Source organism: Pseudomonas sp., assembly GCF_002796985.1.
GTDB lineage: Bacteria > Pseudomonadota > Gammaproteobacteria > Pseudomonadales > Pseudomonadaceae > Pseudomonas.
In genome coordinates, this window is sequence record NZ_PEKX01000018.1 from 329,771 (window position 1) to 351,230 (window position 21,460).

22 protein-coding genes are annotated in these 21,460 nt (G+C 62.0%); 14 read left to right on the plus strand and 8 right to left on the minus strand.

Annotated features, from left to right (window positions below; all coding sequences use genetic code 11):
* Positions 1–15: 15 nt before the first annotated feature.
* Positions 16–444 (minus strand): DNA polymerase III subunit chi, encoded by a 429-nt coding sequence (locus tag CTR55_RS22030; protein ID WP_296289336.1) that lies wholly within the window; start codon positions 442–444, stop codon positions 16–18.
* 34 nt (positions 445–478) lie between these two features.
* A complete protein-coding gene (locus CTR55_RS22035; RefSeq protein WP_296289338.1) occupies positions 479–1,969 on the minus strand; it encodes a leucyl aminopeptidase in 1,491 nt (496 codons plus the stop codon).
* Positions 1,970–2,159: 190 nt separating this feature from the next.
* Between CTR55_RS22035 and lptF the strand changes: the two genes are divergently transcribed.
* Positions 2,160–3,284 carry an LPS export ABC transporter permease LptF gene (gene lptF, locus CTR55_RS22040; protein WP_296289340.1) on the plus strand — a complete coding sequence of 375 codons (1,125 nt, stop codon included), beginning with the start codon at positions 2,160–2,162 and terminating at the stop codon, positions 3,282–3,284.
* On the plus strand, positions 3,277–4,344 hold the full coding sequence (gene lptG, locus CTR55_RS22045; RefSeq protein WP_296289341.1) for an LPS export ABC transporter permease LptG: 1,068 nt from the start codon (positions 3,277–3,279) through the stop codon (positions 4,342–4,344). The genes lptF and lptG overlap by 8 nt, the downstream gene beginning before the upstream one ends.
* A gap of 125 nt (positions 4,345–4,469) precedes the next feature.
* Here the strand turns inward: lptG and CTR55_RS22050 are convergent, their stop codons facing one another.
* On the minus strand, positions 4,470–4,982 hold the full coding sequence (locus tag CTR55_RS22050; protein ID WP_296289343.1) for an RDD family protein: 513 nt from the start codon (positions 4,980–4,982) through the stop codon (positions 4,470–4,472).
* A gap of 161 nt (positions 4,983–5,143) precedes the next feature.
* On the opposite strand from CTR55_RS22050, the gene CTR55_RS22055 reads away from it, so the two are divergent.
* The 8 genes from CTR55_RS22055 (at position 5,144) to CTR55_RS22090 (ending at position 14,675) form a co-directional block, all read left to right on the plus strand.
* Positions 5,144–6,691, plus strand: a complete 1,548-nt coding sequence (locus tag CTR55_RS22055; protein ID WP_296289345.1) for a cyclic diguanylate phosphodiesterase — start codon at positions 5,144–5,146, stop codon at positions 6,689–6,691.
* A 586-nt stretch (positions 6,692–7,277) separates the two neighbouring features.
* A complete protein-coding gene (locus CTR55_RS22060; protein WP_296289346.1) occupies positions 7,278–7,667 on the plus strand; it encodes a type IV pilin protein in 390 nt (129 codons plus the stop codon).
* Between the two features lie 5 nt (positions 7,668–7,672).
* The gene (gene pilV / locus CTR55_RS22065) at positions 7,673–8,224 is read left to right on the plus strand and encodes a type IV pilus modification protein PilV (protein ID WP_296289348.1); all 552 of its coding nucleotides are present in this window, start codon (positions 7,673–7,675) and stop codon (positions 8,222–8,224) included.
* Complete coding sequence (locus tag CTR55_RS22070) at positions 8,221–9,333, plus strand: PilW family protein (protein ID WP_296289350.1); 1,113 nt, start codon at positions 8,221–8,223, stop codon at positions 9,331–9,333. Before pilV ends, CTR55_RS22070 begins: the two co-directional genes overlap by 4 nt.
* On the plus strand, positions 9,330–9,818 hold the full coding sequence (locus CTR55_RS22075) for a hypothetical protein (RefSeq protein WP_296289351.1): 489 nt from the start codon (positions 9,330–9,332) through the stop codon (positions 9,816–9,818). Before CTR55_RS22070 ends, CTR55_RS22075 begins: the two co-directional genes overlap by 4 nt.
* A gap of 2 nt (positions 9,819–9,820) precedes the next feature.
* The gene (locus tag CTR55_RS22080) at positions 9,821–12,874 is read left to right on the plus strand and encodes a PilC/PilY family type IV pilus protein (RefSeq protein WP_296289353.1); all 3,054 of its coding nucleotides are present in this window, start codon (positions 9,821–9,823) and stop codon (positions 12,872–12,874) included.
* A gap of 9 nt (positions 12,875–12,883) precedes the next feature.
* Positions 12,884–13,384: a GspH/FimT family pseudopilin gene (locus CTR55_RS22085; RefSeq protein ID WP_296289355.1), complete on the plus strand. Its 501-nt coding sequence runs from the start codon at positions 12,884–12,886 to the stop codon at positions 13,382–13,384.
* 334 nt (positions 13,385–13,718) lie between these two features.
* Complete coding sequence (locus CTR55_RS22090) at positions 13,719–14,675, plus strand: site-specific integrase (protein ID WP_296289356.1); 957 nt, start codon at positions 13,719–13,721, stop codon at positions 14,673–14,675.
* 231 nt (positions 14,676–14,906) lie between these two features.
* Here the strand turns inward: CTR55_RS22090 and CTR55_RS22095 are convergent, their stop codons facing one another.
* Genes CTR55_RS22095 through CTR55_RS22115 form a run of 5 tightly spaced genes read right to left on the minus strand, consistent with a single transcriptional unit; the run spans position 14,907 to position 18,324 of the window.
* A complete protein-coding gene (locus tag CTR55_RS22095) occupies positions 14,907–15,452 on the minus strand; it encodes an arsinothricin resistance N-acetyltransferase ArsN1 family B (RefSeq protein ID WP_296289357.1) in 546 nt (181 codons plus the stop codon).
* Positions 15,453–15,459: 7 nt separating this feature from the next.
* Positions 15,460–16,161: an arsenical resistance protein ArsH gene (arsH, locus tag CTR55_RS22100; RefSeq protein WP_296289358.1), complete on the minus strand. Its 702-nt coding sequence runs from the start codon at positions 16,159–16,161 to the stop codon at positions 15,460–15,462.
* A 12-nt stretch (positions 16,162–16,173) separates the two neighbouring features.
* Positions 16,174–16,644, minus strand: coding sequence for an arsenate reductase ArsC (locus tag CTR55_RS22105; RefSeq protein WP_296289359.1), 471 nt, complete (start codon positions 16,642–16,644; stop codon positions 16,174–16,176).
* 27 nt (positions 16,645–16,671) lie between these two features.
* Positions 16,672–17,955, minus strand: coding sequence for an arsenic transporter (locus CTR55_RS22110; RefSeq protein ID WP_296289361.1), 1,284 nt, complete (start codon positions 17,953–17,955; stop codon positions 16,672–16,674).
* A gap of 21 nt (positions 17,956–17,976) precedes the next feature.
* Complete coding sequence (locus tag CTR55_RS22115; RefSeq protein ID WP_296289362.1) at positions 17,977–18,324, minus strand: metalloregulator ArsR/SmtB family transcription factor; 348 nt, start codon at positions 18,322–18,324, stop codon at positions 17,977–17,979.
* A gap of 274 nt (positions 18,325–18,598) precedes the next feature.
* On the opposite strand from CTR55_RS22115, the gene CTR55_RS22120 reads away from it, so the two are divergent.
* From CTR55_RS22120 to CTR55_RS22135, 4 genes are all read left to right on the plus strand, one after another.
* Entirely contained in the window at positions 18,599–18,871 is a 273-nt protein-coding gene (locus tag CTR55_RS22120; RefSeq protein WP_296289364.1) for a hypothetical protein, read from the plus strand.
* Between the two features lie 309 nt (positions 18,872–19,180).
* On the plus strand, positions 19,181–19,402 hold the full coding sequence (locus CTR55_RS22125; RefSeq protein WP_296289366.1) for a hypothetical protein: 222 nt from the start codon (positions 19,181–19,183) through the stop codon (positions 19,400–19,402).
* Positions 19,403–20,123: 721 nt separating this feature from the next.
* Positions 20,124–20,615, plus strand: a complete 492-nt coding sequence (yecR, locus tag CTR55_RS22130) for a YecR family lipoprotein (protein WP_296289368.1) — start codon at positions 20,124–20,126, stop codon at positions 20,613–20,615.
* Between the two features lie 194 nt (positions 20,616–20,809).
* On the plus strand, positions 20,810–21,397 hold the full coding sequence (locus CTR55_RS22135) for a DUF433 domain-containing protein (protein ID WP_296289387.1): 588 nt from the start codon (positions 20,810–20,812) through the stop codon (positions 21,395–21,397).
* Positions 21,398–21,460 lie beyond the last annotated feature (63 nt).

Here is a 21,460-nt window from a genome sequence, read left to right on the forward strand (position 1 = left end):
TTGACGGAGACGCTCTCAAGGGCGCGGCAGGCGATGGTCCTGCAAAGGATAGCCCTGCTCGCGGTAGCGACGGAAATTCTCCCGCGCGGCCTGACGAATCGCCGGCTCCTCGATCACCAGTTCGGCGACCCGGTTGAAGCGGTCGACGAAGGCGGGGATGGCCAGGGTCAGGTTGATCAGCAGGTCCCGGTGGCTTTCCGGCGGCTCGCCGAGGGCGAGTACGATCGGCGAGTCGGCGTCTTCTTCCACCGCATTGTGTGGGATGAAGGTTTCGCCCCGGAAGTTCCACAGCCGAGCGTCCAGCGCGTCGCGCTGGGCCTCGTCGCTGCACAGCACGAAGATGCGCATGCCTTGCCGCCAGGCCTTTTCGGCCAGGCGGCAGGCGATGCTCAGGCGTGCGTCGGGATCGGCGCTGGGGATGACGTAGAAGTCGACCCGGGTCATGCGTTCGATCCCTTCGGCAGATTGCACTGTGCCATTACTTGGCGCGGTCCAGCAGATACTGGGTCAGCAGCGGCACCGGGCGGCCCGTGGCGCCCTTGTCCTTGCCGCCGCTGATCCAGGCGGTGCCGGCGATGTCCAGGTGCGCCCAGTGGAACTTCTTGGCGAAGCGCGACAGGAAGCAGCCGGCGGTGATGGTGCCGGCCTTCGGTCCGCCGATGTTGGCGATGTCGGCGAACGGGCTGTCGAGCTGTTCCTGGTACTCGTCGAACAGCGGCAGTTGCCAGGCGCGGTCGTCGGCGACTTCACCGGCCTTGAGCAGTTGCTTGACCAGCGCGTCGTTGTTGCCCATCAGGCCTGAGGTGTTGGAGCCCAGGGCGACGATGCAGGCGCCGGTGAGGGTGGCGATGTCGACCACCGACTGCGGCTTGAAGCGTTCGACGTAGGTCAGCGCGTCGCACAGCACCAGGCGGCCTTCGGCGTCGGTGTTGAGGATTTCGACGGTCTGGCCGCTCATGGTGGTGACGATGTCGCCCGGACGGGTGGCGCCGCCGCTGGGCATGTTTTCGGCGCAGGCCATCACGCCCACCAGGTTGATCGGCAGTTGCAGCTCCAGCACGGCGCGGAAGGTGCCGAACACGGAGGCGGCGCCGCACATGTCGAACTTCATCTCGTCCATGCCCAGGCCGGGCTTCAGGCTGATGCCGCCGGTGTCGAAGGTGATGCCCTTGCCGACCAGTACGTGCGGGGCTTCGTCCTTCTTCTTCGCGCCGTTGTACTGCAGCACGATCAGGCGCGGTGGCTGGTCGCTGCCCTGGGCGACCGCGAGGAAGGAACCCATGCCCAGTTCGCGCAGTTTCTTCTCGTCGAGGACTTCGACCTTGAGGCCCTTGTATTCCTTGCCCAGCGCCTTGGCCTGCTCGCCGAGGAAGGTCGGGTGGCAGAGGTTCGGCGGCAGGTTGCCCAGGTCGCGGGTCAGGGCCATGCCGTTGGCGATGGCCTGGGCTTCCCTGGCGCCCTGCTCGACGGTGGCGGCGTCGGCCTTGTCGGCGAGCAGGGTGATTTTCTTCAGCTTCGGCGCGTCGGCCTTCTGGCTCTTGAAACGGTCGAAGACGTAGGTGCCGTCGGCCAGGGTTTCCACCTGCAGACGGGCTTTGCCATGGGCGTTGCGGCCTTTCACGGCGAGGTCGCCCAGGGCCAGGACGGCGTCGGCGCCACCCAGGCTCTTCAGATTGCCGAGGACGGCGGAAACCAGTTTGCGGTAGGCGCGGTCAGAGAGTTCGCGATCTTTGCCGGCGCCGACGAGCAGGACGCGCTCGGCCTTAAGGTTGGGTAAATCTTGCAGCAGTAGGGTCTGGCCCACCTTGCCTGCCAGATCGCCGCGCTTGAGCAGGTTGGCGATGGCACCGCCGGTGGCTTCGTCGACGGCCTTGGCGGTAGCGCCGAGCTTGCGGCCTTCGCCTACCGCGATGACCAGGGTGGCGGTCTTGAGAGTTTCCGGACGTACGCTTTTTACAAGGAATTCCATGGCTGAGTGTCCCCGGGACAAAGAGCAGAATGGTCTGCGAATGAAGGTGGACTGCGCAGTGACAGGCCTGGCGAATCGCAGGATAATGCCGGCTATTTGCGCTGGGTCGCGTCCGCGCGCACCCGGCAATGCTTCACGGCGGCTAGTTTGAGCGCAGCCGCCTGAGCGTGACAACCCTGGAGTGTCCGGTTTGATTGTCTTCCGTTACCTGTCCCGTGAAGTGCTGATCACCATGAGCGCGGTGAGCGCCGTGCTGCTGGTCATCATCATGAGCGGCCGCTTCATCAAGTACCTGGCGCAGGCGGCCCAAGGCCTGCTCGATCCGGGGTCGCTGTTCATGATCATGGGCGTGCGCCTGCCGGGCTTCCTGCAACTGATCCTGCCGCTGGGCCTGTTCCTCGGCATCCTGCTGGCCTATGGCCGCCTGTACCTGGACAGCGAGATGACCGTGCTCACCGCCACCGGCATGAGCCAGCAGCGCCTGCTGGCCATCACCCTGGCGCCGGCGCTGTTCATCGCCCTGCTGGTGGCCTGGCTGAGCCTGTGGCTGGCGCCCCAGGGCATCACCCAGATGCAGCTGCTGCTGAACAAGCAGGACGCCATGACCGAGTTCGATACCCTGGCTCCGGGGCGCTTCCAGTCGATGCGCGACGGCTCGCGGGTGACCTATACCGAAACCCTGGCCAACGAACGGACCGAGCTGGGCGGGGTGTTCATCTCGGACAAGAACCGCCCGCGCAATGGCAAGGACGGCGGCACTTCGGTGCTGGTCGGCACCACGGGCGTGCAGGAAATCCATGCCGACGGCAGCCGTTACCTGATCCTCAAGGACGGCTACCGCTACGACGGCACCCCGGGCCAGGCCGACTACCGCGAAATCAAGTACGACACCTACGGCGTGTTGCTGCCCAAGCCGGAAGTGAGCAGCGAGATCGACGACCGTGACGCCATCCCCACCTCCGAGCTGCTGGGCAGTGACGACCCGCGCATGAAGTCCGAGCTGCAGTGGCGCCTGTCCATTCCGCTGCTGGTGTTCGTGGTGACCGTGCTGGCGGTGCCGCTGTCGCGCGTGAACCCGCGCCAGGGCCGCTTCCTCAAGCTGTTGCCGGCGGTGCTGTTGTACATGGCGTACCTGGCGCTGCTGATCGCCGGGCGCGGCATGCTCGACAAGGGCAAGATTCCCATGGCGCTGGGCCTGTGGTGGATCCACGGGATCTTCCTCGCCATCGGCCTGCTGCTGTTGTACTGGGAGCCGCTGCGTCTGAAGCTGGCCGCCAAGCGAGCGAAGTCGGGCGGAGAGCTGAAGCATGCGTAAGCTGGATAGTTACATCGGCACGACCGTCTTCGTTTCCATCCTCGCCGTGCTCGGGGTGATCCTCGGCCTGGCCGAGCTGTTCGCCTTCGTTGACCAACTGGGGCAGATCGACGACAGCTACACCCTGACCGAAGCCCTCAAGTTCGTGCTGTTCACCGCACCGAGCCGGGCTTACGACATGCTGCCGATGGCGGCGCTGATCGGTTGCCTGGTGGGCCTGGGCACCCTGGCCAGCAACAGTGAGCTGACCATCATGCGTGCCGCCGGCGTTTCGCTGCAGCGCATCGTCTGGGCGGTGATGAAGCCGATGCTGGTGCTGATGTTCGCCGGCATCCTGGTCGGCGAGTACGTGATCCCCTACACCGAAACTGCTGCCCAGAGTGGCCGGGCCCTGGCCCAGAGCGGCAATGGCTCGCAAAGCTCCAAGTCGGGGCTGTGGCACCGCCAGGGCCATGAGTTCATCCACATCAACGTGGTGCGCCCGGACGGCGTACTGCTGGGTGTGACCCGCTACACCTTCGATGACAACCGTCGTCTGCAGGCCGCGAGTTTCGCTCGGCAGGCCGTCTTCGAGAACAACCAGTGGCAACTGCAGGACGTGACCACCACCGTGCTGCATGCTGCGCAGAAGCGCAGCGAGGTGGTGAACCAGCCGAGCGAGACCTGGAACATCCAGCTCAGCCCGCAACTGCTCAATACCGTGGTGATGGAGCCGGAAGCGCTGTCGATCACCGGCCTGTGGAGCTACATCCATTACCTGCAGGACCAGGGTCTGAACTCCAACCGCTACTGGCTGGCGTTCTGGACCAAGATCCTGCAACCGCTGGTCACGGCCGCCCTGGTGCTGATGGCGATCTCGTTCATCTTCGGCCCGCTGCGCAGCGTGACCCTCGGCCAGCGCGTGTTCACCGGCGTGCTGGTGGGCTTCACCTTCCGCATCGCCCAGGACCTGCTCGGTCCGTCCAGCCAGGTGTTCAACTTCCCGCCGCTACTGGCGGTACTGGTACCGGCGGCGATCTGCGCCTTCCTCGGTACCTTGTTGTTACGCAGGGCTGGCTGACGTGCCTGCGTAGGCGCGAGCTTGCTTGCGAACCTCCTGGCACCGAGTGGGTTTTGCTCGCGAGCAAGCCCGCTCCTACCCAAAGCAGAAAAGCCGGCAATCGCCGGCTTTTTTGTGCCCGTGGATCAGCGGCCTTGTGCCGCCTTTCGCACTGCCTTGGGAATCTGGATCACCACGCTTTCCGAGTAGCGGTCCTGCCAGGTGCGTTTGTCCTTGTCCCAGAGCATCCAGAGGAAGCCCAGGCCGGCGCAGCCCCACGACGCGATGGCGATAACGAAGCGCAGCAGCGCCTGCATCAGGGTAATCCGCGTGCCATTGGCGTTCTGTACGCGAACCCCCCAGACTTGCATGCCCAGGGTCTGGCCGCTATGGGTCCAGAACTTGGCGAAGAAGGCAAACACGCTGATGAACAGCAGGCTCGACAGCAGTGGGTCGCCGGTCAGCTCGCCCTGGTCGGCCAGTAGCCGGAGCTTTTCGCTGCCATAGATCAGGCGCAGGAAGCCTTGCTGGTAGATCAGCGTGACCACCATCAGCAAGGCCACGCAGAGCAGGAAGTCGTAGAACATCGCGGCAAAGCGACGGAGGAGCGTGGCGGGTGGGAAGTCTCCCACGGGCTGGAGCTGCTGCGGCTTGGACATGGGGGTCTTCTGTGGCGATCAGGAGGTATGGGGCGGGGATTATACGGATTCCGCCGTGCGCCGCCCGGCGGCGGAGGCTGTTCTAAGCTCAAGGCACGTCACTGCCCGTGGGGGAGTGGCAATGCGTCGCAGGTCGTGGCGCTGTCGAGCAAGGATCAAGGATGCCGCTACGCAACTACTCTCGGCGCAGGCTGCTGCCCCGACTGGTCTTCTCCCTTTCCATGGCACTGCTGCCGTTGCTGTTGGGCAGCTTCATCATCTACTGGCAGAGCCTGCGGACCCTGTCCGTGGAGGCGCGCGCCGCTTCGAACGAGGCGGTGCGACTGTTCGATGTGATGCTGGGCAACGCCACGGGGGCCGCTCGGGCGGCCCTGCTGCACGCTGATGAATCCTGCGATGACGCGACCCAGGTGCTGAGGGAACAGGTTGCCGTGGTGCCGTTCGTCCGATCGGTCAACCTGACTCGCAATGACGACATCTATTGCACGTCGCTGTTCGGCGAGTTCGAGGAACGTCTGGACCCAGGCCAGTATGTGAATGGGCAGTTGCGAATGATGGCGGGCAATTCAGTGACGCCGAGCTCTGCCTTGCTGATCCTGCGTCGGGTGGAAGGGAGCAATGCCGCCCTCGCTACCGTGGATGGCCGTTATCTGAGCAATACCCTGCAACTGGTCGATCAGCTCAGCGACCTGCAATTGCAGGTCGGCCGGCAATGGATGGACGAGGAGGGCCGTGTGTTCGACGGCGAGCCGGCGCAATTGCCGCTCGGGCATGTCGAGCAGGCGTCCGAGCGCTTCCCCTACCGGGTCATAGGTGGCTTCCCCAGGGGAGCCCAGTGGCAGCATATCCGCAAGGAAGCGCTGCCGCTGGTAGCGCTGATGCTGATGCTCGGCGGCGTTTCGGGTATCGCCTGTTACTGGTTGTGGGGGCGCTCGGCCAAGCCGAGCCTGGAGCTGGAGCGTGCCTTGCTGGCCGGGGAGTTCGTGCCCTACCTGCAACCGCTGGTGGACGCCCGCGATGGCCGCTGGGTAGGCGCGGAAGTCCTGATGCGCTGGATTCATCCTCGGGAGGGCATGGTCGGCCCTGACCTGTTCATTCCCATGGCCGAACGCTCGGGGCTGATCGTGCCGATGACCCGCGAGCTGATGCGTCAGGTCGCCGATGGCTTGGCGCCTCACGGGAAACTGTTGTGCGACGGCTTTCACCTGAGCTTCAACATCAGTGCTCGGCACTGCACGCAGCCGGGCCTGTTCGATGACTGCCGGGACTTCCAGGCGCGCTTCCTGCCCCATCGTCCCGAGCTGACCCTGGAGCTGACCGAGCGCGAGCTGATTGTCTCCAGCGCGTTGACCGACGAGCTTTTCGACAATCTGCACGGCCTGGGCGTCTACCTGGCCATCGATGACTTCGGCACCGGTAATTCCAGCCTGGCCTATCTGCATCGCTTCAAGGTGGACGCGCTGAAGATCGACAAGAGCTTCGTGGCGATGATCGGTGTGGATGCGCTGTCCTCCCACATCCTCGACAGCATCGTCGAACTGTGCGGCAAGCTGGACCTGATGATCATCGCCGAGGGAGTGGAAACCGCTGAGCAGCGGGATTACCTGGCCAGGCGTGGCGTGGAGGTGCTGCAAGGGTATCTCTTCGACAGGCCCATGCCGCTGGCAACGTTCGTCCAGGGCTTGCAGGAGCGGAAGGGCGAGCGTTGAAGCCTGCTTTTCGAGCATCCCTCCTGGCCGGGGCGGGAGGGTGGCGAGATTTCCTTGTTAAGCAAAGCGATTTTCCGCGCCCAAACCTGGGGCCTGCACTTGAATGAGTTGACTCGGTAGTTAGCTAATTAATAGTGGGGGAGTAACTTTCTGGGTTTCAGGTGTTCGCCTTATTTATCGCCGGGGTTCGGGTTTTCTAATTGTGTGCATGCAAGTAATTACAAACTTTAGTGTTAATCATGGGGTGGCGATGACATTTTTTTCACAATTTATTCATGCGAATTTTATAGTTGGTACGGTTGTTCGGTAGTTGCTATCGAATTAGTTTGAGGGTGTGTCAAGTTTGGTACTGAAAGCATCAGGAATGATCCTTGATGGTCATGTTAGATTTCGCTCTAATGCCCCGTGTTTTCTGGTGTGCTGGTATTTTGGCGCGCTGAATTTGGCAGCGCTTCCGCTAGCTATTTTTATATATATCGAAGCCGCATGCGACGACTGGTATTGAATTACCGGGTCGGCGGGGTGGCGATTCGCCATTTAACTAATAGAGTCTTTGAAAAAGGCCCCGTCAAAGAGAGTCTGGATAATGCCTTCTAGTTCCCGTGGATTTACCCTGATCGAATTGATGGTGGTCGCGGCGATAGTTGCAATCCTTGCTGCTATTGCTTACCCCAGCTATCAGCAGTACGTCATCCGGGGCAAGCGTTCGGCGGCCCAGGCACAAATGATGGATATCGCCAATCGCCAGCAGCAGCTCCTGCTGGCCAATCGCGCGTACGCCAGCAAGTCGGTACTGGAAAGCGGCGGCTACGCGTTGCCCGGCGAGGTGTCGGGCAACTACAGCTACGACATCACTGTGGGCAGCGGCACGCCGCCGACCTTCACCATTACCTTTACCCCGAGCGGCGCCCAGGCCAGCGACGGCAACCTGACTCTGAGCAGCGACGGCAGCAGGACGCCGTCGGCCAAGTGGTGATCGACATGATGACCTCCCGGCAACGCGGTGTGACCCTGATTGAGTTGCTGATCAGCATCCTGATCATTTCCCTTGGATTGCTCGGCCTGGCCAAGCTGCAGATGCGCATGCAGCTGTCGGACATGGAGTCCTACCAGCGCGCCCAGGCGCTGCTGCTGCTCAACGACATCTCCAGCCGGATGACGGCCAATGCCCCCAACGCCTCCAGCTATGTCACCGGAGCCAGCTCGTCGGTTGGCTCGGGCATGATCTGCTCGACTTCGAGCGGCACTCGCCAGCAGGAAGATCTCGCCGACTGGTGCAACAGCCTGCAGGGAGCGGCGGAGATAGGGGGGGGTAACGTCAAGGCCGGCGCCATGCTGGGCGGCCGGGGCTGCATCCAGTCGCTGGGTAGCAATCAATACATGATCACAGTCGCCTGGCAGGGCATGAGCCCGATTTCGGCGCCACCCTCCAGTGTCGCGTGCGCCAGCGGGAGCTATGACGGCAGCATGGGTTGCAGCAATGATCTTTGTCGTCGCGTAGTGACCACGGTCGTGCGGGTGGCGACGCTATGAGCCGCACAAAGCCGCAGTATGGGTTCACCCTGGTGGAGCTGATGGTCGCTGTCACCATCGGCTTGATCATCATGGCGGGTGTCCTGTCGCTCTACCTGAACCTGAGTCGCACCAACGACGACATGGCCAAGACCAATGCGTTGATCGAGAACGGCCGCTTTGCCGTCGGGCTAATCCAGGAAGACCTTGCCCACGCGGGGTTCTGGAACGGTTACGTGCCCCAGTTCGACGATCTCTCCTCCGACGATGACCCGATGGATGTGCCGGACGCGCTGCCGCCGGTGTGTGCCGATTTTGCCAGCTGGACGCTGCAGGACCGGACCAACGCACTGGGGATCGTCGTGCAGAGTTATTCCGCTGTGCCGGCCGGTTGCTCTGCGGTGGTCAGCGATCTGGCGAGCAACTCCGACGTGCTGGTGGTCCGGCACGTGGAAACCTGTTCACCCGGGGTCGGCAACTGCGATGCGTTGTCCGCCGGCAAGGTGTACTTCCAGGCTTCTTTCTGCGACGGCGAAGTGGCCACGCCCTATGAGTTCGGGACGTCCGGCTTCGTCCTGCACAACCGCGATTGCACGACCCTTGCCGAGCGCCGCAAGTTCGTCATGGACCTGTACTACGTGCGCGACTACGCGGTAACGGCGGGTGATGGCATTCCTACCCTGGTGCGCTCCTCTTTCGACAGCTCCGGCGGTGCCAGCCCGGTTAACGCCCTGCAACCGCCGGTACCTCTGATCGAGGGGATCGAGGCGTTTCGCGTTGAACTGGGTATCGACAGTGTGAGTGATTCGGGGGACCTGGTGGACTACCGCCTTGGCGTGCACTGGGCGGACGGCACCAGGACTTCTCCGACCAATCGCGGCGACGGCTCGCCGGACAGTTTCATCCATTGCGGGGCCGGCTCCTGCACGAAGGATGAGCTGATCAATGTGGTGGGCGCCCGCCTCTTCATCCTGGCTCGCACCCGCTCGGCGACGCCGGGATACAGCTCCGCAATGACCTACGCACTGGGCTCCACCACGCTGGGGCCTTTTACCGATGGCTACAAACGGCACCTGTTCACTTCCAGCGCCACGCTGGTGAACGTATCCCGGCGGAGGCAAACGCCATGAAGACATACCGCAGCAAGGGAAGCCAGCAGGGGGCGACCCTGGTGATCACCCTGGTGATGTTGCTGATGCTGATGCTGATGGTGGGTAGCGCTTACAACCTGAGCGGCACCAACCTGAAGGCGGTGGGCAATATGCAGTTCCGCAACGAGGCCATCGCTTCCGCCAACATCGGCATCGAACGGGTGCTGGGGTCAGCGTTCACCACTGCGCCGACGGCGGAGCAGTTGGATGTCGACATCAACAACGACGGTACCACTGATTATCAGGTGTCGATGGCGGCCCCGATCTGCCTGAGCGCGAAACAGAGTGCCGGGTCTTCGCTCTGTGGCCAGCAGACGCAGAACATGTGCAGCCAGGACTGGAACACCGTCTGGGAACTGCATGCGACAGTGACCGATGCCGTGACCGGAGCGGCAGTGAAGGTGCGCTCGGGTGTGCGTGTGCAGCTCACCGATACGCAGAAGCAGACCGTGTGCGGAGCATGAAGATGAACACTCAGGGCAGTCTCACGATCCTTCGGCAGATGCTCGCATTCTGCGTTCTATGTCTCCCATCGATCACGGCTTTTGCCGAGGACATCGATCTGTTCATCGGCACGCCGCCGAACTCGACGGATGCGCCGAACGTGCTGATCGTCCTCGACAACACCGCCAACTGGAACACGCCCTTCGACAATGAAAAGGCCGCGCTGGTATCGGTGATCAATGGGCTGACCGCAAACAAGTTCCGCGTCGGCCTGATGATGTTCACCGAGACTGGCGGTGGCGACAAGGGCGACGACGGCGCCTATGTCCGGGCTGCCATCCGCTTGTTCGACACGGCGAACAAGTCCAAGTACCAGGCGCTGGTGAACAGCCTGGACGTGGGGGACGACAAGTCCAACGGCGGCAAGATCAGCAAGGCGATGGAGGAGGCCTGGCTCTATTACTCGGCCAGCGCGCCCAATTCGGGCAACAAGAAGGTAAAGACCGACTACGTCGGTAACGTCTCGGGTACCGCGTCCTCCAAGGCCATCTACGCCCTGGCGGGCAATGCGTTGCCATCGAAGGATGGCTCGCCCTACGTAACCCCTATCGTTGCCGGCTGCGCGAAGAACTTCATCATCTATATCAGCAACGGTGCGGCGCAGGACAACACCAACGACATCAAACAGGCCACTGACGCGTTGAGCGCGGCAGGCGGCAGTACCACCGCCATCCCGATCTCCCCCAGTGGCTCGCAGGACAATGTGGCCGACGAGTGGGCGCGCTTCATGAAGAAGAGCCGTCTGGCCATCACCACCTACACCGTGGATATCAACAAGGATACCCAAGGGCAGGGGCCTGGCTGGACCGCCTTGCTCAAGAGCATGGCCAACGTCAGCAGCGGCAAGTATTTCGATGTGACCTCCAGCGGCAGCCAGATCGCCGACGCGCTGAACGCCATCTTCTCCGAAATCCAGGCGACCAACAGTGTGTTCGCCTCGGTGACCCTGCCGGTCAGCGTCAATACCCAGAGCACTTACCTGAACCAGGTGTTCGTCGGCATGTTCCGGCCGGACACCGACTCCTTCCCGCGCTGGCCCGGCAACCTCAAGCAGTACAAGCTGGGCATGGTCGGTGGTGCGTTGAAGACGGTGGATGCCGACGACCGCAGCGCCATCAACAGCAGTACCGGCTTCATCACCGAATGCGCACGCAGCTTCTGGACGCCGAGCACGACGGACAACTACTGGGCATTCAAGCCGCAGGGCGGCTGCCTGACGGTAACGGGGGCGGATGCTTCCAACTATCCCGACGGCAACATCGTCGAGAAGGGCGCCCAGGCCTATCGCCTGCGCCAGGGCGGCACGCGCACCGTGAAGACCTGCAGCGCTTCCGGTTGCACCGCGCTGACCAACTTTGACACCGCCAATGGGACGGCCATCGGCCTGCTGGGCACGGCGAACACCACCGAGCGCGATACCTTGATCAACTGGGCACGGGGTGCCGACAACCAGGACGAGAACACCAACGCCAACCTGACCGAAGTCCGCTCCACGGTGCATGGCGACGTGGTTCACTCGCGGCCGGCGGCGATCAACTATGGCACTGCAGGGGCGCCGCAGGTGGTCGTCTATTACGGCGGCAATGACGGGTTGCTGCGGGCGATCAACGGCAACCGTACCGCTGCCATTGGCTCGGTGCCGGCCGGCAACGAAATCTGGTCGTTCATGCCGCCGGAGTTCTACCCCAACATCAAGCGCCTGCGCGACAACAGCGTCACCATTGCCTTCCCCGGCCATACCACGGGGTCGCCGACGCCGCAGCCCAAGGCCTACGGCATGGATGGCTCGATCACCACGGTTCGTCAGGGCACCAGTACCTGGATCTACGCCGCCATGCGTCGCGGAGGGCGGGCGCTGTATGCCTTCGATGTAACCACGCTGAACAGCCCCAGCCTGAAATGGAAGATCGGTTGCCCGAACCTGACCAACGACACCGGCTGTTCCACCGACCTGAGCGATATCGGGCAGACCTGGGCGACGCCGACGACCCTCAAGGCGGCTGGCCATGGCGGCGGCAATTCGACCATCCTGGCCATGGGTGGTGGCTATGACAACTGCGAGGACGCTGACCCGAACACCTGCACTTCGTCTTCCAAGGGCCGCCGCATCTATATGCTGGATGCCGATACGGGCACCGCGCTGAAGATCTTCACCACCGACCGCGGCGTCGTAGGCGATGTGACCATCGTCACCAACAGCGCCGGCCAGGCTGTCTTCGGCTATGCGGCCGACCTGGGTGGCAATGTCTACCGGATTTCCGGGCTCGACGCCGCCACGCCCATCGGCGATACCGCACCGGCGGACTGGACCATCACCAAGATCGCCGCGCTGGGCTGCGACGCGGCTGCCAGTTGCACGGCGAACCGCAAGTTCCTGTACGGCCCCGAGGTCGCCGCCAGCAACGGCGAATACATCATCATTCTCGGCTCGGGGGACCGTGAGAAGCCGCTGCTCAGTTATACCTCCGCCGCCACTGTCTCGAACCGCTTCTACACCCTACGGGACAAACCGAGCGATTCGACCTGGCTGACCTCCCAGAATGCCGCGTGCGCCGCCAACGTAATCTGCAACGCTTCACTGCTGGCTATCACCGGCTCGGGAACTCCTAGCGATGCCGACCTCGCCAACTATCCGAGAGGCTGGTACCTCGCGCTGGCACCGACTGAACAGGTGGTGACCTCGGCCTTGCTGCTGTTCGACACCATCATCTTCAGTACCCACGCACCACAAGTGGCGAGCCTCACCAGTTGCGTCGGTCTCGGGACGGCGCGCAACTACAACATCAACTACCTGAATGCCTCGGGAAACGGTGATCGCTTCCAGGTGATCGCCGGTGGCGGCCTGCCGCCGTCACCCGTGGCGGGCGTTGTGGAGCTTGATGACGGAACGCAGAAACCCTTCATCATCGGCGGTGGTCCATGCGCCACTGACTCCTCGCTGCAGGGCTGCGAAGCGGTTCCGCCGGCATCGGGTACTCGGCCGAAATCCTGGGTGTTCTGGGATATCGAGCGATAGGGGCTGACCATGAAAGCGATTTCCCGAGGCCTGGCCAGCGGCTTTACCCTGCTGGAACTGATGGTGACCCTGGCGGTGCTGGCGATCCTGGTCGGCATTGCCGTACCGTCGCTCAGCGATGCCACGCTGGCCAGCAAGCTCAAGGCCAGCGCCAACGATCTGGTGGCGGGCGTGGCAATGGGGCGTAGCGAAGCGATCAAGCGCAACGCTGTGACCAGTATGTGCGTGTCCAGCGACGGCAGCAGCTGCGGTTCAGGTGGTTGGGATCAGGGTTGGATCATCATTTCCGGCTCCACCGTGCTCGATAAACACCCCGCTGCGCCGACAGGCTTCAAGGTTTCCTCGAGCGTGACCAAGATCGACTTCCAGCCGACCGGCGTGGGTAACACCCAGGCGAGCATCACCGTCTGCCGTTCCGCTCCCAGCGCGGGTGCCCAGGAGCGCGTGGTGAATGTCAGCGCCACGGGACGCGCCTATGTCAGCAAGACCGCCACAGGTAGCTGTTCCTGAGGCGGTGAGGGGGCACTGCCAAAACCCGGCAGGGCAAATCGCAGGCAACAAAAAACCGGCCCTAAGGCCGGTTTTTTGTGGGTTTCTGGATTTCCTGGGAAATCCAGAAACCATGTGGTGGTGCCCCGGGAGGGACTCTCATTGCCACATGTGGGTTTCATAAACCTCTATTGTTTTGCTTTAAGGTCATGATCCATAAGGGTTTACGCCAAAGCTAATCCGTCATCTTGCATAGGCTTGGCGTAATTTCGTGCTACCGTTTACGCCAAATTTACGCCAAGGCGGGTGAGTGGTGGCAACGTACAGGAAGCGGAGTGGTGGATGGCGCGTCGAGGTGGCCAAGAAGGGAGTACGGGACTCAGGCACCTTCTCCACGAAGGCCGAGGCAGTGGCCTGGGCGACTCAGCGAGAGGCTGAGATTCTGGCTGGAGTTGGGAGCCCCAAAGGGGCATCGAACTCGACTCTGAAGGAGGCGCTGGAGAAATACAAGGAGGAGGTATCGCCCAGCAAGGTCGGCCAACGCTGGGAGGAGATCCGCCTTGACAAGCTGATCAATGAGCTGGAGTTCGTCGGCGAGCGGATCGTAGACGTCGGCGCCGAGCAGATCGCCGCCTGGCGCGACCTGCGATTGAAGTCGGTGGCCACCTCAACCGTGCGCCGGGAGATGACGCTGCTGTCCAGCGTGTTCGAACAGGCGCGGCGCGAATGGCGATGGATCAAGTCGAACCCAGTGCGCGAGGTGAAACGACCGAAGAACAGACCGCCCAGGGACCGGAGGATATCGGCTGCCGAGGAAAAGAAGCTCCTCGACGGTCTTGGGTATGTCGAGGGCGAGGCGCCTACCGGTAAGCTGCAGGAGCTGGCCTATGCCTTCCTTATCGCGCTGGAGACCGCCATGCGGCAGGGTGAGATTCTCGGCCTATCTCCCGCCCGGGTGCATCTTCGGGCCCGATATGTGGAATTGACCCACACCAAGAACGGCGACGCCCGCAAGGTGCCGCTGAGCTCGCGAGCGGTTGAGCTGCTGAAGGTTATGGCCGATGCCGCCGGTGACCGCCAGGACCTTTTCACCCTGTCGTCCAAGTCGGCGGACGTCATGTTTCGAAGGGTTCGTGATCGAGTGAAGATCGACGGCCTGACCTTCCACGACACCAGGCACGAGGCGACTACCAGGCTTGCCAGGAAACTCGACGTCCTGGACCTGGCGCGGATGACTGGGCATCGTGACCCGCGCTCGCTGATGGTGTACTACAACGCGACTGCCACCGAAGTTGCGTCACGTTTGGATTGAGGCCTTGGCAGATGTCGTGTCCTTTTGCCGGTGGATCTGATCGATAACAGGTCCTGCTATTAGTAGAGCGCGGCGAGTACATTGGATGGCATGGTGTGTAATTGCACTGACTTGACCACCCGATTGCATTCCTCCTGACCAAGCATTTGCATTCGTGCTGACCACCGCTTGCATGCGGCTTAACCTGTCACACTGAGTCACGACCGGCTGCAATCGACCCATAGCGGACGTTCAGCCGGCAATCTCCGGATAGCCGAGAGGGTCTGCGGGCGAGCTGATCGGTGTACCCAGCTCCAGGCGCCAGTAACCCACGTCATGCCACTGGCCTAGCTTGAAACCGACCTGAGGGAAAGTGCCGATGTGTCGGAATCCCAAGCGCTCATGCAAACCGACGCTTGCAGCGTTGGGCAGCGCAATGCCGGCATAGGCTGCGTTGAATCCCTGCCTGGCGAGTATGGGTAGCAGCTCGCTGTAGAGGCTGCGGCCCACCCCGGAGCGACGCTCGCCGTCCGCTATGTAGACGGTGACATCCACTGCCCAGCGGTACGCTGCGCGCGCCCTGTGTTGGCTGGCGTAGGCGTAGCCAACCAGGCGCCCATCGCGCTCCGCGACAAGGTACGGGTAGGTCCTCAGCGTCGTGACGATGCGTTGCCGCATCTCCTCGACGGTCGGCGGTACTTCCTCGAAGGAGATCGCCGTGCCGGTCACGACCGGAGCGTAGATGGCCTGGATCGCCGCGGCGTCCTCGGGGCGGGCTTCTCTGATTTCGATTGTCATGGCGACCTCAGATCGAGCGCTGATTCACGCGGGCGGAAAGCTGCTCGGCACTTTCCTTGCGCTCTGAATAGCGATCCACCAGGAACTCCTGGCGGTCACGCAGCAGCAGGGTGAACTTCACCAGTTCTTCCATGACGTCCACCACCCGATCGTAGTACGCCGAAGGCTTCATACGGCCGGCGTCATCGAACTCCAGGTAGGTCTTGGGTACCGACGATTGGTTGGGGATGGTGAACATGCGCATCCAGCGGCCGAGCACGCGTAATTGGTTGACGGCGTTGAACGACTGCGAGCCGCCGCAGACCTGCATCACCGCCAGCGTCTTGCCCTGGGTGGGGCGCACGGCGCCGAGCGCCAGGGGAATCCAGTCGATCTGCGCCTTGAACACGGCGGACATGGCACCGTGGCGCTCCGGCGAGCACCAGACCTGGCCTTCCGACCACTGCACCAGTTCCCGCAGCTCCTGCACCTTGGGATGTTCCACCGGTACGTCGTCAGGTAGCGGCAGGCCCGAAGGATTGAAGATGCGCGTCTCGGCGCCGAAGTGCTGTAGCAGGCGCGCGGCTTCCTCCACCAACAGGCGGCTGAAGGAGCGTTCGCGGGTCGATCCGTACAGCAGCAGGATGCGCGGCTGGTGCTCACTGGTGCGGACTGCCGCAGGCGGCAGGTCGAACAGCGAAAGGTCGAGGTTGGGCAGTTGCTCGGACATGGTTCCTCCTGCTCAGAGCGCGCCGATGCGATCCAGCTCGCGCTTGAGTTCGTCGCGGCCGAGGGTGTCGAAGGGAAGGACGAAGAAGGCACGGCTGCGCAGCTCGATGCGGGCCAGCGTGGCGCGGAAGGCGGCGTCGATGGAAGCTTCGTCATCTGCAACTTCCGATGGGTCTTCCAGCCCCCAGTGGGACTTCAGCGCCGGGCCGAAGTACACCGGGCAGGCTTCGCCGGCGGCTTTGTCGCAGACGGTGATGACGATGTCCGGCGGATTGCCTTCGAAGGCGTCGTTGCCTTTGCTGCTCAGCCCCTCGATGGAGATACCGGCCTGCTGCAGGGTGGTGAGGCTGCGCGGCAGCACCTGCCCCTTGGGGAAACTGCCGGAGCTGACCGCCTCGAAGCCTTCCGGCGCCAGGTGGTTGAACAGCGCTTCGGAGAGGATGCTGCGGCAGCTGTTGGCCGTGCACATGAACAGGACTCGCATGGAGGTCTCCTCCGCTCAACGCGGACGTCAGAGGCTCAGGCGCAGCGCCAGCGCCGAGAGGGTGATCAGCAGGACGGGCAGGGTCAGCAGGATGCCGACCTTGAAGTAGTAACCCCAGGTGATACGCATGCCCTTGTGCTCCAGCACATGCAACCAGAGCAGCGTGGCGAGGCTGCCGATGGGGGTGATCTTCGGGCCGAGGTCGCAGCCGATCACGTTGGCGTAGATCATCGCCTCGCGCACCAGGCCTTCCGCGTCGCTGCCCTGGATCGACAGCGCGCCGACCAGCACGCTGGGCATGTTGTTCATCACCGACGACAGCAGCGCCGAGAGCAGGCCGGTACCGATGGCGGCGCTCCACAAGCCCTGTTCGGCCAGGCGATCGAGCAGGTGGGTGAGGAAGTCCGTGAGGCCGGCGTTCTTCAGGCCGTAGACCACTAGGTACATGCCGAGGGAGAAGATCACCACCTGCCAGGGCGCTTCGCGCAGTACGCGGCGGGTGGAGATGCGGTGCCCGCGCGCGGCAACGGCAAACAGGATGGCCGCGCAGACAGCAGCGACGGCGCTGGCCGGGATGCCCAGCGGCTCCAGGGCGAACAGGCCGACCAGCAACACCAGCAGCGTCCACCAGCCGACGATGAAGGTGGCGCGGTCGTGGATCGCCGCCTTCGGCTCCTTCAGCGCATCGACTGCGTACTGTCTCGGGATGTCGCGACGGAAGAACAGGAACAGCACCAGCAGGGTGGCGGCGACGCTGGCGAGGTTCACCGGCACCATCACCGAGGCGTATTCGGCAAAGCCAAGGCCGAAGTAATCGGCCGAGACGATGTTCACCAGGTTGGAGACCACCAGCGGCAGGCTCGCGGTATCGGCGATGAAGCCGGCAGCCATGACGAAGGCCAGGGTCGCAGCGGGGGAGAAGCGCAGCGCGAGCAGCATCGACATGACGATGGGCGTAAGGATCAGCGCCGCGCCATCATTGGCGAACAGCGCCGAGACAGCAGCGCCGAGCAGTATGCAGAAAACGAACAGGCGGTTGCCGCTGCCGTTCGCCCAGCGCGCCACGTGCAATGCGGCCCATTCGAAGAAGCCGGCCTCATCCAGCAGCAGGCTGATGATGATGACGGCGATGAAAGTGGCGGTTGCGTTCCAGACGATGGCCCACACGGTCGGGATGTCGTGCAGCGAAACTGCGCCAGCGGCCAGGGCGATGATTGCGCCGAGCGCGGCGCTCCAGCCAACGCCGAGCCCCTTGGGCTGCCAGATGACCAGGACGAGGGTGAAAACGAAGACAGCTATAGCGACCAGCATGGAGGACTCGCTTGGAAAAGATCAGCAGCAGGCAGCGTCACGGACGGGGCGGCCGTTCATGTTCTGCAGGCGGAGGGTGTTGTCGGCCAGCCATTGCGCGTTGGCCTGCAGGGTGACCTGCAGCATCTCGCGCACCCAGGCAGGCAGTTCGGGGTTGAGGCGGTAATACACCCACTGGCCCTGGCGGCGATCCAGCAGCAAGCCGCTGCTGCGCAGTTGCGCCAGGTGACGGCTGATCTTTGGCTGGCTGTCGTCCAGCGCGCACATCAGCTCGCAGACGCAGAGCTCGCCCAGGCTGGCGATGAGCAGGGTGGCGCGAACACGGGTCTCGTCGGCCAGGCTCTTGAAGACTTCGGGTGGAGTGATCATGGCTTTATCTTGCATATGGAAAATCGAATATACGGATTTCCATATGTAATACACAAGCCTTGTTGAACTTGAGCGGCCGCTTCTGGCCGTTTTCTGCCTGTCGCCTCTTCGGCGTGACTGGTCAAGTCGGATGCAAACGGTGGTCAGCGGCAATGCAATTGGGCGGTCAAGTGCGATGCAATTACGCAGCATGGTGCTAATTCGAATTCGGTGATCCTCTGAGCCTGGGCTAGCCTCAGAAATGTTGATGTTTCGGTGATGCTTGGAGACCTTGATGAGCGGTCAATTTCTTCCAAAGGACATGCGGGAGCTACGAGCGGCCCTCCATCGAGGAGAACCGGTGATCGAGTTCTTTATTCAGCCGCCGCTGCAGGTCAAGCTGGTGAACAACAGGGTATGTCTCGACGCGCGCTGCATGGAGGTCCCTGGCGTGACAGAAGAGGCTGTCGCCCGATTTAGCTTCAGCGCTGAAGTCGCGATGTGCTTGCTAGAGTCCCTGCAGCGCATCAGCTTTACCGTCACGCAGGATCCTCTCAAAGGCGAATAGCTGGAAATGCTCGCGTGCCTGGTCTATTGCTGATAATTGGATTCGGGGCGGCCGAGGGTGGTGACATGTTCCTAATTATGGATAGGCCTGGTCCGATCAGCTACGTCCACCCGAATGGGGCGAAGATGTTCATTGAGTTTGAATGGGACGCTCCTGGCAATCTGGTGCCACGCGAAGTACTGGTAACGGTTTCAGGCCAAATCGTCTGTTCAGCTACAGGGCCATGGAGGTGCTTTTCCGATGCGCGTCGGCAGGGCATCGAAATGGCAACTCACTGGTGCGACCAACACTATGCAAAAGGAACCTGACATGTCTCTGGATTACTCGACCCAACAGTTACGTGTGACATTCGCTGAGCTGGCGTTTCGCAGCGAGTCGATTGCGATGGTTCTCGACCAGGCGATGCAAGAGCTGCCGGCCGGCTACGCGGCGAACATTGCTGACGTGATCACGCTGCTGAAGGACGATGCCGAGAAGCTCAGGACATTGGCAGGACGCACGCAGGACGGATTCATCCAGGTGCTGGATTGAATGGCGCAGAGGTCCAGCTGCTAAAAGCGCTGCGGACCTCGTCATTCAACAACGCTTCGGTTGCTGATCGGTTGGTAGGTCTTGCTGCCGCTCTTCCTGAGATGTCTAGCGAGTTGCGCGCGATGGCCAGCCAGCTTGAGCAAGATGCTGACACCCTTGCAGTGTTCGCCCAGGAGATTCATGAAGGCCGGATAGTGCGGTCGCCGTGAGAAATAGTACCCATGTCGGTATCGTGCCAGCCTGCAAGCCATCTGCTTCTGATTTCGAGCTGGCAACTGCCATATGGGCAGCTTTCGCGGGTCTTGTTGCGCCTTCTTGCAGAGCATCCCTCGCGATACTCGTGAGTTCCTTCCGGCCAATTCGGTCGCGCTTGATCCTTCATGCCTCGCTCCGATCCAGGCGCGCGGCGATCTTCGCGCCTTCATCATAGAAGTTGCGCGCCACGTTTTTGGGCTGATCGCAATTGTGGCGCGGGACCCTCAGGAACTACCGCGCACCGCCAGGTCCGGGCGCGTGCAAGTTGAGGATCATAGTCTGGATGAGCTCGGCGAGCTGTTCGAATTCACCCCACTTCGTCAGGTCGTTCAGATTATCCAGCGCGCCTGGGCGACCGCTTACAGATGCTCATTCACCCCGCCATCGGGGTGGACTGAAACCGTGGTCGATGCAAGCATCCCCGGAGCGTGGCAATATGATGTCATCACAAGACAAGGAGGTCGCAATGCGTACCGCTTCCATCCCTCTCGCCGCTCTTATGCTTGCTGTGGCATTCACCACCGGCTGTGCCGTTAAGAAAGACTTCTACGCAACCGGCGGAAGCCGTGCCGATGGAACCGTGGACATGGCTTACGATTTTGCTCAGTTTGAGCAACCGCTCGTCAACCCGAGCCAGGCACAGTCTATCGCGCAACAAAAGTGCACCGTTTGGGGCTACCGCGAGGCGGAAGCTTTCGGTGGGAAAACCACCAATTGTAATCAGCGCGACGGTTGGGGCAATTGTGTAGCCGGGCAGGTCGTGATCAAGTACCAGTGCATAGGTGATCTCGGTGTGCCGTCGCCCGAGCGGGTTACGCAGGTGAGCTCCACTGCGGCACCTTCCGAAGGCTCCCTCAGCAAAGCCCAATGGCAACAGCAGCAGCTGGACGAACTCTCTCGGAAATCCATCCCCTACGAGCAGTACCAGCAGGAGTACCGGAGGATCATGGGGCAGTAGGACCTGGCCCATCGTCTGATAAGCGTTGCCTAAGCTACTGCATGGAAAGCAAAATTAACCTAGAGAATCTAGGAATAAAGGAGGGGGCAATGAAGCATTCAGAATCACCAAGCCGCCTCATAGGGGTGGGGATCTACACACCTTACGAAGCGTCGCTTTACACCGGGATACCAGCTAAAGACATTCGCAGATGGATGTTTGGATACAAGTCGGATGGTGTAGAGCTGCCTGGCCTCTGGGCGCCAGAGCTTAGTTTTACTGAGGAGAGACTGCTTGGTTTCCATGACCTGCTGGAAATCCGTTTTGTTCATGCCTTCCGCCGGCATGGCGTAAGCCTTCAGGCGATTAGGGCTGCATCCCGCCAAGCGCGTGAGCTATTCCATCAAGCCTACCCCTTCACCTGTAGGAGATTCCAGACAGACGGGAGGAGCATTTTTGCGACCGTCCTGGATGAGACAGGCGATGAGACGATCCTGGATTTGGCAAAGCGCCAGTTGGTATTCAAGCAGGTGATTGGCCCGTCACTTTACGAAGGCATCGACTATGCCGAGGAGGGCAAGGCCCAGCGCTGGTATCCGGTAAAACGGAGCAAGGCTGTGGTGCTTGATCCGCAGATAAACTTTGGAAAGCCGACACTAAACTCAGTAGGAATCGATACGTCGTCCATCTACCAAGCCTATTTGGCGGAAGGCGAGAACATCCGACGCGTCGCGGCACTATACGAGATAAAGCCCGCAGCAGTGGAAGCTGCGGTCACCTATGAGCATGGACTAGCCGCTTGAATTGAATCGACCCTAGTTTCGTAGACACCTCCGTGCCTCATAATACGACCCATTAGGAGGTGC